This window comes from Nocardia sp. NPDC058499 (assembly GCF_042719915.1).
Lineage (GTDB): Bacteria > Actinomycetota > Actinomycetes > Mycobacteriales > Mycobacteriaceae > Nocardia.
Window position 1 is genome coordinate 1 of record NZ_JBHXMZ010000029.1, and the last position, 14,505, is coordinate 14,505.

Sequence of the window (14,505 nt, forward strand, 5' to 3'; positions counted from 1 at the left end):
TGTTGTGGGCATTGCTGCGAGACGGCCGCGAATTCAGCATGGCAAACCCCATCCCGGTTGCTGCTGCGGCTTGACATGGTCATTGAGAGTCCTTCTAGGACGTGCGGGTAGCGGCGGATCGCTGATCCGATTCGAAGACGAGTCGGGTGGTGCCGCTTGTGACTTTGGCGAACGAGCCGTCGGGGCGGGCGATCTCGCCGATAACGCCGCTCGGTAGCGTCACTTCGATCTCGCAGAGCACGCCGTCTTCCGCCCTCCAAGCGACCCGGACGGGGCCGAACGGGGTGTCCACCGACCCGTTCGCATGTGTGAGGCCTCCACCGATTACCGGGGCGATGCTCACGCTGCGGTAGCCCGGCGCGGTAGCACTGATGCCGAGGATCCCGGAGCTCAACCACTCGACCACGGAGCCGAGCGCGTAGTGATTCGAGGAACCCTCTCGGAGGCCGTCCGGGCCGGGCTCCGACCAGTGTTCCAGGATCGTGGTCGCTCCATCGGCGACCATGCCGAGCCATGAGGGCGCGGAGGTCTGCAGTAGGAGCCGATAGGCGACGTCAGCGTGGCCGAATCGGGTGAGGACGGGAAGGAGCATCGGGGTGCTCAGGAACCCGGTGGCAAGATGGTCTCCCGCCTGCTCGATGAGTGCGACGAGACGCTCGACGGCGGGGAGTCGGTCGTCCTTGGGTAGGAGGTCGAATCCCAGGGCGCGAACGTAGTCGTCCTGCAAGCCGGTGCCGATCTGGCCATCCGCTCTGATGGCTGCCGCCCGCCATTCGGTGACGGCGTCACGCGACATCGCCGCATAGCGGACCGCATCGTGCTCCCGACCGAGGACACGGGCGATCTCCGCGAGCCGACGAGCACTGTGCGCGAAGTAGGCCAACCCGATGTTCAGACGGTTCTCGGTGTTGTCGCGCATCAGGCCGGTCATGGTGTCCTCGCCCGGCCGAATCCACTCGCCCCAGATGAAGCCTTCCCGGGCGCCACCCTTCTCGAGGTATGCGAGCCACCGCTGCATGGACTCGTACTGGGCTTCGAGGACCGCCTCGTCGGCGTAGGACTCGTAGAGAGTCCACGGCAGCAGTACTGTGGCGTCCCCCCAGCCGACAGAACTCGCGACCTGGTCATCCTTCTCGGTGGGGCCGCGGCTGAAGACCGAATACTCCGCCGGTGCGATCATCGGCACTCGGCCGTCCGGAAGTTGCTCGATCGCCACTGATGCGAGGTAGCGGCGCAGGAAGGTCTGCACGTCCGCGAGACGGCTGGCGGCGGGAGCGAAGAGCATCGCATCGCCGGTGAAACCACCTCGTTCGCGCGTCGGGCAATCGGTCGGCACGTCGGTGAAGTTGGACCGCAGGCTCCAATAGGCATTCCTCCAGAGCCGGTTGATGAGTTCGTTCGAGCACTGAAACGACCCCGTCGGCGCTTCGATGGAAGAAAGCACGACGCCGACGATGTCGGAGGATCGAAGTACGTCGAGACCGTGCACCTGCACATATCGGAAGCCGTGGATCGTGCACCACGGCTGTACCCATCGTGACGTGCCATCCAGGATGAACTCGTCGCGCTGGAACCGTTGCGGCCGCTTCGGGTCTGCGGCCCCTTCTCGGTCGAGGTGTGCCCAGTCCAGATTTCCCTGGCTATCGAGGTCCTCGGCATGTTGAAGCGACACGAGGGTTCCCCGTGCGCCCGCGACCCGGATCCGCACGACGCCCGCGAAGTTCTGCCCGAAGTCGACAATGTGCGACCCATCGTCGCGTCGGGAAACGGAGACCGCAGGCAGCTCTTCGACCGAGCGGACGCGCGGCGTCGACTCAGCCGCCAGCCTTCGGTTGTGGCGTTGAGCAATGCCCACCGGCCGACGAGCGGGTGCGGGGCTGGCCCGCTCCGATGGTGACGCCAGGCGCAGGTCGACAGTCTCACCGAACTTCGGGTCCGCGGCGAGGATCGGCCCCTCCACCGCCGTCCAAGAGGCATCCGACCCGACCCAGATACGCTCGCCGTCAGCGGTCTCGAACAGAACCTGCACCAGAGCCGCCAGTTGGTCCCCGTAGACATCGCGGCGATTGTGCATGCCGAGCGCGCCGCGGTACCGGCCGTCAGCGACGATCACTGTCAGTTCGACCGTCCGCGACTGGACGAACTCGTCGAGGAGATAAGCCTGATACTCGACTTCGCGGTCGAACGGAGTGAAGCGTGGTACGAGGGCCGAACCAGTGAGGTCTGTCCCCTCAACGAGCAGCCGGTACCACCCGAGCGCGCTGACGTAAGCGCGAGCGCGGACAACGCCCGACGGCACGACCAGTCGCTCCTGAAGGTAGATGGGCCGATGCGCCTCCGCATGCTCGTCAGCGATCCACTCAGCGCGCCAGTCCGACGTATCGAGCAACCCCGTCTCGAACGTGGCCCACGCACTCCAGGAACCGCTCAGCTCGTCGTCGATTCGCGATCGAACGCGCCACCGATACAACGACGCGGATTCGAGAGCGTCACCGTCGTAACGGGCTCGTCGAGATGCCTGTCCACCGGGAACCTCATGCGCCCAGACCACAATCGGCCGGCTTCGCCCAGACACCTTCTCGACGACAACTTCGAAGGCCCGGGCGACTCCCACTCCTTCGACTCGCCATGAGAAGACCGGACGCGAATCGTCGATTGTCAGCGGAGAGTCCTGGGCGCACACGCGCAGCCCCACAGGAATGACGCCGGGGTGGTCGCCGATGGTCGCGAGCTTTGGCATGGAAACTCCGTTGTCGAGAGCGGGCGGCCACTAAACTAGCACGAGCAAGTATTGTTGTTCGGAAATCCGTCACGTAGCGCTCAGTTCGGGACCGATGCGCCCAGCCTGCCCCGCTCAGCGGTCGCGAACCCGTGGCCGCAAGCGCCCGCGAGCACAGAGGCTGAACGTGTCCAGGCGCAACCTGGCACACGCCACGAGTCACCTCGCGACGTTTTGAACCACCTCGATCGCCGATGAGACCAGCTCGATGCCGTCTACGGTTCGCGCCCGGCAACCATCGATAATGTGACCGAACCGCCCCGAAAGAAGGCCGACCTCGGCATCAGAGTTGTCTTCGTCCAGATCCGGAGGCGCGCGTCCTGAAATATCGAACGCCGGTGACCAGCAGTCTGCAGCAGTGCCGCGATCGGCATCCGCTTCTCACTGAACGGGAAGGGGTGTGGCGTCCACCACTCCAGAACCTTAACGTCGAAAGGGAGTTGTCCGGAACCTCCGGCCCCAGCACAGCACGCCCACACCAAGTGATGTCGTATTCGTGCTCCAGGTAGATCACTATAACGAGCTAGCCCGGCGCTTGGCCCGGATGCCCCCGCACCGCCCGAGGGCGCGTTGTCACCAGCATCACCAGCCGGTGCGACACATCCGCACTCAGCGCCCCGTCCGTGAGCGCCTTGATATCCCATATCAAAGCAGAAGGGAAGAGCCATGACCGCAACACTGCCTCGCCCGAGGAGGAGGCATCCACTCAGCCCTGCGACACCCATCGGGTGGTCGCAGACCTCTACTCACCAGGCGGAGGATGCCGCGCTTTTCGCCGGCCCGTCGGCCATGGCCGACGATGTTGGTCTACCACTTTCCTCGACCGAGGAGTAGCCGGCTGTTTCCTGGGGCATAACCGCAAACCGGTCGCGACGCTGGCGGATTTCGCCACGACCACATTTGCGTGGACACGTAGACCAAACGCGAGTGCTCTGGGGCAACTCGTGCAAAGTTACACCTCGGTTTCCCCGATCGTTCGTTCCCGACGGAACGAACGTTCTCACTTCACCTGCCCGAAATCTAACGTTCCATGATACAGGACGCGCAACTCTCATTGGAACAAGGCGTACGGCAGTAACGAAGTAGATCACCACAGATACTTCCGGCTACGGGTTCGGAAGGGCATATCTATGCCTGCAGGACGAAGTTTCGAGATGAGGGTCAACAAATGAAAGCAAATGTTCTGGACAGCGCCCATTCCGCAGCGTTGCGTCATATTAGGCGTCGCCGTGGAATTGCCGTGGCGTTCGCCGTGTCCGCATCTCTGGCGGGAACTGTTACAGCACACGCCGATACGTTTGTTCCACTACCCGAAGGCCGGGAAGTGGCCCCTGGGGCATCGATCAGCCGCACGGCCGAACACGCTGTTGTATCCCCCTCAATGGCTGCCAACGGGGCAGGCCGCGTGGTCTGGGTGTCCGGCACCGTCACCGCTGATGTTGTCCACACGCCCACAGCGGAAGGCCCCGGCCCGTACTCTAGCCCCGAGAACTGGCCCGGCACGAACAATTCGTCCACCCACGGCGCTTCTCAAGTGAATACCGGTTATATCGTCGGCTGCCAGGTCAGCATCGGCGATAACGCTGTTACCGCAGGGCTTTCCGGCAATGTCAGCACCAGCGGTGGCGGCTTGGGAGGATCCGCGGGGATCCAGCTCGGTCCGGGTGAGGTGAAATTTGTACAAGTTGGCTTCAAAGACATTTTCCAGCCCGGCGTATACACGATCGGCTACCGGGATTTCGAGATGGAAATCCAGGGCTGCGGCGGATACGCACAGGCCAGGGCGTACACGGTCGTAGAGATCATCGGCGAACATTATTCAAAGACCACCCTTTACGGTGCCCCTTTCAGTATCGGCTGACCGGGCTGATTACCCCGACAGCTCATCCCAACACATTGCGAAACCGGAGAGGCTTTCGAAAATGTTCGATCTCAAGAAACTGGCCTGCACCATGATTGCTACGGCAACGGCCGGACTGCTGAGCGGCGGCGGAGTCGCCTCCGCTGATACCTTTGTTCCGCTCCCAGGGGGATCAGTCACCGAGACGCTCGGTGACGGTACTTCGGTCACCGTGCGAATCGTCGGTGAATCCGCCACTATCGGGCCGTCCATGGGCTCCACACCGCTACACAGAAACGCGTGGGTCTCCGGGAGTGCCCAATTCGAGCTGTCGGCGCCGGCCCGATCGACCGTCCAACCCGGCTATGTCGTCGGTTGTCAGGTCAACATAGGCGGCGGCGGCGCCAACGCAGGCGGGGACTACAGCTCAGACTGGGCGGGCCAAAACCCCTCGGCCGGAGGCAGCCTCGGCGGCGATCTGAGTCTCGGCCCTGGCCAGGCCAAGAAATTCTACCTGCTCGATCGCGAAAGCCCCGACGCCTTCGGCGCCGAAACGCACCTGCCCTCCAATTCGAACACGGGCACCACCGGTAGCGTGACCTGGCGTAACAGCACCATCGGGCTTGCCGGCTGTGCGGGTTACGCCCAGGCACGGGTGTTCACCGAGGTCCAGGTGGAGACCGACGGCGCCAAAGAGATCGTCACCGTGTGGGGGCAACCTTTCAGCCTCGGCTGAAATCGGTTTACGGGATCCCCGCGCTGTCACAGACCAGGGACCCGGGATACGGGGCCGACGGTCGAGGGCTCGCGATTTATCCGACGCGGCTGTGTATCAGCGTCGAGTTCCGTGATCAACTTGCCCTGCTCGCGTCCCGACCGAGGGCGTATGAGCGTCCGTGCGCCGAGGCCAACTCATTAAGAGTTCGGGTCGGTGGAATGTCAATGACGGATGCTCGGCCGATTGCGCGTCGGATGGGGCGCGCCTCATCACGCCCCATCCGACGGCGCAGCGGCGTCATTGCCCGAGTGCTGCCTCGACACCCGGTTCGGGCCGGGAATAAGCCGCGGTGGGTCCAGGGAGTGGTCCGGTCTGGCCAGCGCTCCGGCCCGGCGGCTCATCTCCGCTACGCGCTGACTGTGCCGCCGATCGTCGGCTGCCCGGTGGATCAGACCGGGCAGGATCTGTTGTTCGAGCTCGGCGTTGGCCGCGTGGGTGGCGACATCGATAGCGGCAATCGTGTGTTCCAGTTTGTCGTCGGGAATGGTTCCAGAAAGTTGGAAACGGTTGGGGCTGCTGAACTCGATGAGTAGATCGCGCCGGCCGGTGTCGTCGAGGTGTACACGGAAGATCCGGCTCCAGGTGCCGGTGGGGTCTCTGCCGATCAGGACGACCTGGAGCCGTGTGGTCCCGGTGTTTCGTAGCGGAGTGACCGCGGGGATGCCGACGCGGGCGATCGGTTGCCAGTGGTGGCTCATGCGATGATCTCGGATCGCTCGGTGGTCAGCGCCGGGAGGAGTACGGCTCCCACGCAATGGACGAAGTCGCGGGCCGCTACCCGGCCTTCGCTGATCGACCAGGACGCGCTGGTGACCAAACTGAAGAAGGCATCTGTCAACCATGCCGGTGTCAGCGTCAGCACGAACTCACCCTGCTGCTGCCCCCGGCGGAAGAATGTGGTCAGATCGGTATCGATTTCCGCCCACCGCGAATACGATCCATCCGCTGAGACCTCGCCACCCTGCTGGTAGAGCAGCGCCAGATACGGCGCCACCGACTCGCATTCCTCGATCAGGCGGATCACAGCGACCGGCGCCGGTCCCGATGCCAGATCTGCCATGGCCACGGCTGCTTGCATTTTTTCTGCGGCGACCTGCTCGAGTACGACCAGCAGCGTTTCGCGACCGGGGAAGTAACGGTGCAGTGTCGCCCGGCTCACGCCCGCGGATTTGGCGATGTCGTCCATCCGGGCGTTCGGCTGACGCGCGAGCAGTTGTGCGCTCGCATCCAGGATCCGTGCCCTTTGATCTTCTGCCATAGTAATAAAATGTATCAGATGAGACGTGTACGTCTCATGCTCGCGACCGTGCAGCTGTACGTCTCGGGGCGAGTGCCACCACCTGGGCAGCGACGGCGCCCGGGTCCACCGAATCACGAGTAGGTTCCGGGCGATGCAATACCTCTGCCAGCATCGCTGAGACTGTGTCGAAGCCGCCAAGGATATGCTCGGCGTCGCGTCGCCACTCCTGCCGTCTCTCGGCGCGGCTTCGGCTTCGGCTTCGGGCTTGTGACGTGGCCAGCGTCCCCGAGCCGCTGACGTGGTTGTATCCGGTGACCGGTGGTCTCGTTATCGCGGTGATCGCCTACGCCTGGGTCACGCTGGCCGGCCCACCTTGCAAGCATGTCGCTTCACTGGCCTGGCTGTATGCGGGGCTTCTGGTGGTGTTCTTCGCGGGCAGCGTCGCCGGGAACGTCCTCGTCATCACCCGGCCGCCGACACCGATGAAACCCTCGAAATCGTGATGGTTGCCTGGCTTCCCCCGCTGTGCCTGCTGGGCTGCCTGTTCAACCGAGCCATGCCCGCCCCTAGGACCCGCCCGGGCCAGGCACTCGCTCCGTGTGGAGCGGGCAGCGCGCCCACGACGCCTTCATCGCCGACTTCAAGAAAATCCCTCCCGTCTCTGCGGGGCCGCATCATGCCCCGCCGTGCCGATCCACCGGCAACCGCGTAGAACGCCAACACCACAACCGCCCTCGCCGCCGCGAATGCCAACTTAGCGTCACGACGACGGGGCGCAATCAGCCCCCGGTCCTCACCCGGATCCGCACCCTGCGGCTCACCGACGGTGTGGCTGACTACTCACCAGAACCGCGCCGACCCTCGGCAACACGATCCGGCCATCGGCCAAGGCACGACGTATCCCGTCCACACACACCACCTCCAGAACTGTGCTCAATTCGAGTCCCGAGAAAGTGCAGTCAACAGGACGAGTGCGCGAACATCCCGATCGCCGGTGGGGTTATTCGTAGTGGTCGTCGTCGTTGTGGCCGCCGAGGTAGGCGACCGCACTGAGGGATTGCAGACACTCGGGTCCGTGGCCGCCGTGTGCGGTGCGCACGAATATCGCTTCACCGAGTGAGTCGAACCCGGCTTCGCTTTCGCAGTCGCGGTGGCGGGTGGTCCACAGGTCACGGTCCGGGCCCGAACGCCACCGAACTCGCCCGCTCACCGCGGCTGAACGAAACTGACGGTGCCCCAGCCGGTGCGTTCCTCCCACGACTGCAAATAGTCCGGGGCAAATACCGGTGCTCCGGGCAATTCCGGGGTGTCGAATGCCGCGGCCAGCGCGGTCAGATTCTCGGCCACGACCCGCCGGTGATACAGCAGGTCGGTCTCGATTTCCTCGGCGCGCTGCTGGGACTGCAGTCCCCGCCGCTGATGCCAGGTCCCGAGAGGGGCGAGGAAATTCAGGGCCATCACGGCGGCCACGGAGCGCGCCACCTCGGCTGCGGCGGGGTCGGTGGCCGATTCGGCGGCAATCAGCGCCGCGGTCACGGCCAGGCGCACGCCGGTGGTGTGGGCCAGATCGACCCGCGCTGAGTCCGGGCCCATCGCGTCCCCGTCGGGCTCATATTCCTTGGGCTCGATGCCGGTCGCGAGGTAGAGGTCGGTGGCGAGGAGGTCTTCGCGGTGCACGATCATATCGAGCCACCACGGCAATTCCGATGGTGTGCCGTCCAGCGTCAGGGTGCACAGCGTCTTGGCCGCCCGCCCGGCCGTGACTTGCAGTGCGCGGGTGTCGCCTTCGGCGGTTTTGCCGTTCGCGGCATCGGAGATCCAGTCCGGCAGGTAGTTGCAGCGCAGGATCCCGTGGGCGGCCAGCCGTTCGCGGCAGATCAGCAGTGTGTCTTGCGCGACGGTGGTGAGCAGCGGTTTGACCACCATCAGCCACAGCAACAGCGGGGGTCGAGTCTGGGGCCCGGCGGCGATCTCGCGCACCATCCGGCCCAGCACACTGCACGCGAATGTGGCGGCGGTGGCAGTGACGATATCGCGATGCAGGGCGTCGCTGTCGCCGTGGGGACGTTGACCGGTGAAGTTGATCGTGCCCGCCGCCCCGGCGCCGGCACTGCGGATGATTCCGACCCCGAGGTCGAGGCGGCCGTGGTCGAGTTTCTCGATCGTGCGGTGGAACCGCCGGTGCACCGGGACCTCGGAAACGAAGTCCCCGTTCTCGTCGAATCCGCCCCAGTCGCCACACAACAGGGCACCATCCGGGACGAACAGGCCGTCGAGTTTGATCAACGCATGCGGCATAGCCGACCCGAGCTTCGGGGGAAGCGTGTGGATCTCGACGCCCTCGGCCAGACCGCCGTCCACGGTCCGCAACCGTGCCAGAAACGCCGGCACTCCCTTGTCCTGGTCGTTCTCGATCAACCGGGAGGTGAATACGACGATGTTCGCGATCATCTCGTCGGCGAGGTTGGGCATCGCCTTCACCGCCTCGATCCCGGCGCTGTAGAGCCGGTATCCGCCCGCCGCAGCATCACGGACCGCGATCGTCTTCTGGTTGGTGCCGTTGGTGCCGCCGAGCTCGGTCAGCGCGAACACCCCCACGCTCTCGCCGGTATCCAGCTCGGCCAGGCACTGCTCCTGATAGGCGTGCCCCGTTCCCAGCGCCAGGATCGCCCCGATGGTGAGCGCGAAATGACCGGTCATCACCGTGAACAGGTGGGGCGCAGCGATCGCCGCACTGTCACAGAGGGCGCCTCGCAAAGGGACGTCCTGCGCGATTTTCCGGGCCGGGAGCCCGACTTCCTCGAGCATCATCGGCAACAGCACCGGCGCGATACCGCTCTCCTGCGCGTAGGTCACATCACCTTCAGGCGGTATATCCACCAGCCGCAGAATGGTATCCATCGCCGTGCGGTGAATATCGAGATGTGTGCCGTAGAGCGCCTCCCGCAGCGCGGCGACACTCGGGTCGTCACCGCGGTATCCGATCGGGGTGATGAGGGTGGTCGTGGTAGTGGTCATGTGTCACTCGCTTCCGTAGTGCGGAATCCAAGGGGGCAACAGGGGTGCGACGGCTTGGACCGGCACACCCCGGGATGTCATCGGTGGGCCGGCGCCGGCGGGACGATCAGGAGTGGTGTGGGTGGGAATGTGACGGGCACGGCCGCGGGGGCGCGGTGAAACGGACCGGTTCGCCACGACACCTCGTCCGCCGCAACAGTGAGCTCGGCCTCGGGGAAGGCATCGAAAAAGTGCGCGATGGCCTCGATCGTGATCTGCTTCGACATTTCCCGCGCCATATCCGGGCAGGCATGCGGACCGCTGCCGTAGGCCAGGTGCGCGCGATTGTCGGTCCACCCCTGGGCACCGACGATCGCGGGGTCGGTATTGCAGGCGGCCATGCTCACCAGCACCGGCTGATCCGCCGGCAGCCACACCCGATCAACCAGAACCGGCTGACGCGGATAAGAGTTGCAGAGATTGGCCATCGGCGGGTCGCTGGCCAGGGTTTCTTCGACCGCATCGCGCACTGGGGGCGTGAACTCGGTGTTGTCGTGGCGGTAGCGGGGATCGGTCAGCATCCGCCGCATCGTGTTCGCGATCAGGTTGCGCACCGGCTCGATCCCCGCGGAATAGATCGTGACCAGCTGATGCATCCGCTGCTCATCGGACAGATTCGGGCACCGGTGCACCAGCCAGGACGCGATATCGGTGGCGGGGGTGCGGCGTTTGAGCTCGATCAACTCGAACAGCGCTGCCGCCACCTCGGCGTTCACGTGCTCGGTGTCGACGCCCTCGAACATGGCCGCGATCGCCACACGCAACCGTTCACCGATGCCGGGCGTGCAGCCGACGGTCTCGTTGAGCACCGTGAACACCAGCGGGGTGATGTAATGCTCGATCAGTTCTACCTCGCCGGCCCGGCAGAACTGGTTGATCAGTGACGAGGCGACCCGGATCGTGCGCTCCCGCATCCCATGCAAATCCACCACCGACAACGCAGTCTGTAGCCCATCCCGATGGAAACCATGCTCCTTACCCGCAGTCCGCAGCGCATTGGGCCGCCCACCCAGCATCGGCAGCAACGGGTGATCATCCGGAAGCGATCTCTCCCATACCCGCGGGTCAGCCGGGAACCGGTCGGGATCATTGAGGATCCGCACCGCCGTGTGGTAGCCGAGCACCAGGGTGGCAGGGACACCCGGGGCGAGTTCGACCGGCGCCAACGTTCGTCCGCCCTGGCGCATGCGCTCATAGGCAGCGTATGGGGCGATAGCGAAAGCGGGAGTGTAGAGCGGGGTGCGGGGACCGAGGTCTTCGATCGAGCAGGTGCCGCTGCGAGACAGCGACTTCGGGCTGAGCATGACTTCTCGTTTTCCTTGCAACACGGACATGACGAAAACCGGGAACGGAACTGAACGGGTGCGGGCATGTGGCCTAGGGCTGTGACCGGACGGCCTCGAAAGCCACCGGCAACGCGACCAGGAACCGGTGGAACGGGCTGGACTGCCACAACAGCTGCCCGGCCAGCCGAATATCCGGGACCGCGTCCATGAGCTGGTCGATAGCGATGGTGGCGATCAGCAGCCCGATCCTGTCGGCGGGGCAGCCATGGACCCCGGCGCCGAACGCCAGATGCGAGCGGTTACCACGGCGGTCGGCCTGCGCGCCGGGACCGCTGAACCAGTCGGCCAAGCTGACGAGCACCGGTTGATGCGCGGGCAGCCAGACACCGTTGTCCATCAACTGAGGCACGTGCGGGTAACGCACACACCAGTTCGTCAGGGGCGGGTCGGTGAACAGCGCCTCATCCAGGGCCTCGCGCGTGGAAAGGCTCCCACCCAGCGCGGCGGCGAGCCGATCGTCGGTCAGGATCAACCGGATCGTATTCAGGATCAACGCCGTGGTGGGCTCGACAGCCATCTCATAGAGCAGTACGAGCTGAGCCACCACCTCGGCGTCCGACAAACCCGCGTCGTCTGCCAGCCACGACGCCACATCCTCACCGGGTGCAGTCCGCTTGCCCTGCACCACCTCAAACAGCACCGAATCCAGCAATCGTCGACCCGCCACAGCCGCGTCGACGTCGCGAACGTCGGTGAGCGCCGCAAGCGCCGGCACCAGCGCAGCCGAGGCATCCCCGGATACCCCCACCAGCCGGTTTACGGTCTCGAGCACCAGCGGGTAGGCGAACTGCGCCCGCAGATCCGCCGACCCCACAGTCCAGAACGCGTTGATCAACGCGACCGCGTACCGCTCCACCTCCGCCTGCAGTCTGTGCAGGTCGACTCGCGCCAACGCCGCGACATACGCGCCCCGATACCGGGCATGCTCGACCCCCGCTGTCCGTGCCGGTGTCGGGCCCGCCTCCAGCATCGGCCGAACCGGGCAGTCGCGAGGTAGGTGGCGCTGCCATCCACTCGGGTCGGCAGGGAAGGTGTCGGGGTTGTGCAGAATCTTCAACGCTTCCCGATGCCCCAGCACCAACGTCGCCGGAACGCCCGGAGCCAACTCCACCGGAACCAACGACCCGAACTCACCCTCCCACTCCCGATACCAGCGAACCGGATCAGCAGCGACCCCGGCGGTGTACAGCGGCACAACACGATCGTCCGGCGCAATAGGCGACCCCTGAATAACCGGAGGGTCAGGTAGCAGGACACCCGATGGACGGGCAAATGGCATGGTCACAACACTCCAAACGGGGGTCGGTGCGCGTGGCGGCGTTGCCGCATGCGATCGGAAGTTGGTGTGGTCCGGCGCTGTACAGCGACGCTTCGCTCGAAGCGTCTGAATCAGCTCACCGTCGCTACTGCCGGCTGCTCGTCGGCTGGTATCGACTGTGCCGGTACCGGGTGTCGCATCTCGACACCCACGAAGTGCCCATCTGAAACTTCTTGTGCCACTGCTTTCCCCTGCTGTCCCCTCTACGATGAGCACAGCCAGCAGACGCAGGGAACCGAAATGGTCTGGAGGGGTACAGCAGTGGCAGCATTGGGTACTCGCCTCAAAGCCGTGCTCCGGGCACGGCAGCTGCACACACAGCACGTTCTGCCGCGAGTACGACAAGATCGCCGCCACGATCGACCCCGACCTCGTCGGCTCCGCTCCGCTCCGAAACGCTTACAGTTCCACCGCTGGCTGTCCGGCGAAGACAAAGGACGACCCTACCCTCACCACTGCCGTGTCCTGGAGCAGATGCTGCCCGGCCACACCGCCACCGAACTCTTCACACCCGATATCACCGACCGGCGATACAGCGCGCCCATTATCCTGCCCGATCGGACAGCACTACCAGACCTTCCGGCTCGTGGTTGCCTGCGGAAATCGAAAACCCCGAATCGGGCGTCGCCGCACAGGAATCTGCCGACTCGCACGGACGGCTGAACGGCTCCCGTCGTCCCTCCTTGCGTATGCCTGCAGGGTGGATCTTCGCCGAAGCGGATATTCCGGCGGTGGTCGTTGCGGCGGCGTCTGATTGTGGTCGTAGCGTGGCCGCTGCGTCGGCCGGGACCGCGCGGGATCCAGTGCTACCCGGCTCAGGGCGATCATTGGTGGTCGCCGACGTCGATGATGCTGATCAGCCGCGTCGCTATGTGATGGATCGCCGCCGCATCCGGGCTCGATTGGCGGCTACCTCGCCGAAGGCGCCGCTGCTGTTCCCTCGCGCATACCTGCTCGATGATTTCACCTTTGCCATCATCTGGGCCGTGACCGGCCTGGACAGCGCGTTGCTGGACGATGACGCCGACTTGGCCGAAGCGGTTGGGCTGCTGGCCCCGGGAAAGTTCGACCCGTCTCTAATCTTCGGTAGAAATCTCGGCGCGGAACCCTGACCATCATCAAGGAAACGACATGAGCGAGAAACCCACATGCCGAGACATAGCCGATTGGCGCATCCGCCCGCCGTGATGTGGCTGCTGGCCGTCCTAGTTTGAAAGCTCCTCAGCATTCGCCTGCTTCGCAAACGGCTTCGGTTGCAACAGCTTCTTTTCGTTCTCGTCAGGGTCGGCCGACAGCAGTGTCATAGACAGATGCGCGCGCACCATATCTCGCAATTCATCGTCGCCTATACCAGCAACCAGTTCGCGCGATCCGGTCAAACGGCGGTCTTCTTGGCTCTCCTCTCGAAGCAAGAGTCCTTGCTGAGCCATATCCCTTCGCGCACGATTGGATTGGATGAAGAAAACCGATGACAAGAGGTTCGTCACAACACCCGCGCACACCGCCACCAGGCTTGCATATTCCTGCCCGTCGGGGGTCGGTGCGTTCGAAATCGCCAAGAACACACCCCACATCAGCAGGCCAGCGCCGACGACCGCAGCCGCGATGCTCACCAGGAAGCTGACCTTAGCCTGGGCAAGACCCTGCGTATACATCTCATGAAGGATTTTTTCTTGCCGCTGTAGTGATTCCGAAGCGCGAATTGCTGATACATCCGAGCCGATAGCATCGACTCGTACCTGCGCTCCACCACTTGCATTGATAACGAAGGGAGGATTTTTCTCATCTATCCGATCACGGATATCGTCTGCTTGCCAGTCGAAGACTTGCCTTCGGAAAGGGCGGGTTGCAAGTTGCATTAGCCCAATCCCGAGAAGAGCAGGGAGGAGCACGAACAGCGAATTGAATCCTTGCGAACCAAACGCAAAGAAACCTAGTCCGAAGAGGAAGGCGGCAGATCCCACCACAAGAATGGCACCCCTAATCCATCCTTCTAGCGCTACCCCCCTCGACTTCGCACCCTCATCGCCCGCTCCGTTCGCCGATGCCGCGTTAGAGCCTGTTTCATAAGCGCCCGAGTTGTGGGGCGGAACCCGTTGTCCGGGTGGAGAAGTTGGTGATGTGGCGAGGTCTCCGGTAACTGGTTG

The 14,505-nt window shown here is 64.3% G+C and carries 12 protein-coding genes; 4 read left to right on the top strand and 8 right to left on the bottom strand.

Features of this window, described 5'->3' with window-relative positions:
• Positions 1–94: 94 nt before the first annotated feature.
• Complete coding sequence (locus ACFWPH_RS34440; RefSeq protein WP_378756498.1) at positions 95–2,740, bottom strand: family 78 glycoside hydrolase catalytic domain; 2,646 nt, start codon at positions 2,738–2,740, stop codon at positions 95–97.
• A gap of 1,207 nt (positions 2,741–3,947) precedes the next feature.
• Here ACFWPH_RS34440 and ACFWPH_RS34445 point away from each other — a divergent pair.
• Positions 3,948–4,640 carry an MspA family porin gene (locus ACFWPH_RS34445; protein ID WP_378756499.1) on the top strand — a complete coding sequence of 231 codons (693 nt, stop codon included), beginning with the start codon at positions 3,948–3,950 and terminating at the stop codon, positions 4,638–4,640.
• A 61-nt stretch (positions 4,641–4,701) separates the two neighbouring features.
• Entirely contained in the window at positions 4,702–5,355 is a 654-nt protein-coding gene (locus tag ACFWPH_RS34450; RefSeq protein ID WP_378756500.1) for an MspA family porin, read from the top strand.
• A 251-nt stretch (positions 5,356–5,606) separates the two neighbouring features.
• On the opposite strand, the gene ACFWPH_RS34455 is transcribed toward ACFWPH_RS34450, so the two are convergent.
• Together ACFWPH_RS34455 and ACFWPH_RS34460 are read right to left on the bottom strand one after the other, a co-directional pair.
• Positions 5,607–6,095 (bottom strand): hypothetical protein, encoded by a 489-nt coding sequence (locus ACFWPH_RS34455; protein WP_378756501.1) that lies wholly within the window; start codon positions 6,093–6,095, stop codon positions 5,607–5,609.
• The gene (locus tag ACFWPH_RS34460) at positions 6,092–6,655 is read right to left on the bottom strand and encodes a TetR/AcrR family transcriptional regulator (RefSeq protein ID WP_378756503.1); all 564 of its coding nucleotides are present in this window, start codon (positions 6,653–6,655) and stop codon (positions 6,092–6,094) included. Before ACFWPH_RS34460 ends, ACFWPH_RS34455 begins: the two co-directional genes overlap by 4 nt.
• Positions 6,656–6,909: 254 nt before the next feature.
• Here ACFWPH_RS34460 and ACFWPH_RS34465 point away from each other — a divergent pair, with 254 nt between their 5' ends.
• The gene (locus ACFWPH_RS34465) at positions 6,910–7,140 is read left to right on the top strand and encodes a hypothetical protein (RefSeq protein WP_378756505.1); all 231 of its coding nucleotides are present in this window, start codon (positions 6,910–6,912) and stop codon (positions 7,138–7,140) included.
• Positions 7,141–7,637: 497 nt separating this feature from the next.
• On the opposite strand, the gene ACFWPH_RS34470 is transcribed toward ACFWPH_RS34465, so the two are convergent.
• The 4 genes from ACFWPH_RS34470 to ACFWPH_RS34485 form a co-directional block, all read right to left on the bottom strand.
• Entirely contained in the window at positions 7,638–7,847 is a 210-nt protein-coding gene (locus tag ACFWPH_RS34470; protein WP_378756506.1) for a hypothetical protein, read from the bottom strand.
• Positions 7,844–9,655: a hypothetical protein gene (locus ACFWPH_RS34475; RefSeq protein ID WP_378756507.1), complete on the bottom strand. Its 1,812-nt coding sequence runs from the start codon at positions 9,653–9,655 to the stop codon at positions 7,844–7,846. Before ACFWPH_RS34475 ends, ACFWPH_RS34470 begins: the two co-directional genes overlap by 4 nt.
• Before the next feature lie 77 nt (positions 9,656–9,732).
• Positions 9,733–10,998 (bottom strand): cytochrome P450, encoded by a 1,266-nt coding sequence (locus ACFWPH_RS34480; protein ID WP_378756509.1) that lies wholly within the window; start codon positions 10,996–10,998, stop codon positions 9,733–9,735.
• 73 nt (positions 10,999–11,071) lie between these two features.
• Positions 11,072–12,235 carry a cytochrome P450 gene (locus ACFWPH_RS34485; protein WP_378756511.1) on the bottom strand — a complete coding sequence of 388 codons (1,164 nt, stop codon included), beginning with the start codon at positions 12,233–12,235 and terminating at the stop codon, positions 11,072–11,074.
• Positions 12,236–13,188: 953 nt separating this feature from the next.
• On the opposite strand from ACFWPH_RS34485, the gene ACFWPH_RS34490 reads away from it, so the two are divergent.
• On the top strand, positions 13,189–13,470 hold the full coding sequence (locus tag ACFWPH_RS34490) for a hypothetical protein (RefSeq protein ID WP_378756512.1): 282 nt from the start codon (positions 13,189–13,191) through the stop codon (positions 13,468–13,470).
• A gap of 93 nt (positions 13,471–13,563) precedes the next feature.
• Here the strand turns inward: ACFWPH_RS34490 and ACFWPH_RS34495 are convergent, their stop codons facing one another.
• Complete coding sequence (locus ACFWPH_RS34495; protein ID WP_378756513.1) at positions 13,564–14,322, bottom strand: hypothetical protein; 759 nt, start codon at positions 14,320–14,322, stop codon at positions 13,564–13,566.
• Positions 14,323–14,505 lie beyond the last annotated feature (183 nt).

Coding starts and splice junctions, on each gene's coding strand:
- ACFWPH_RS34445 (WP_378756499.1), top strand. CDS start 3,948: ATGAAAGCAAATGTTCTGGACAGCGCCCATTCCGCAGCGTTGCGTCAT.
- ACFWPH_RS34475 (WP_378756507.1), bottom strand. CDS start 9,655: ATGACCACTACCACGACCACCCTCATCACCCCGATCGGATACCGCGGT.
- ACFWPH_RS34455 (WP_378756501.1), bottom strand. CDS start 6,095: ATGAGCCACCACTGGCAACCGATCGCCCGCGTCGGCATCCCCGCGGTC.
- ACFWPH_RS34460 (WP_378756503.1), bottom strand. CDS start 6,655: ATGGCAGAAGATCAAAGGGCACGGATCCTGGATGCGAGCGCACAACTG.
- ACFWPH_RS34480 (WP_378756509.1), bottom strand. CDS start 10,998: ATGCTCAGCCCGAAGTCGCTGTCTCGCAGCGGCACCTGCTCGATCGAA.
- ACFWPH_RS34440 (WP_378756498.1), bottom strand. CDS start 2,740: ATGCCAAAGCTCGCGACCATCGGCGACCACCCCGGCGTCATTCCTGTG.
- ACFWPH_RS34450 (WP_378756500.1), top strand. CDS start 4,702: ATGTTCGATCTCAAGAAACTGGCCTGCACCATGATTGCTACGGCAACG.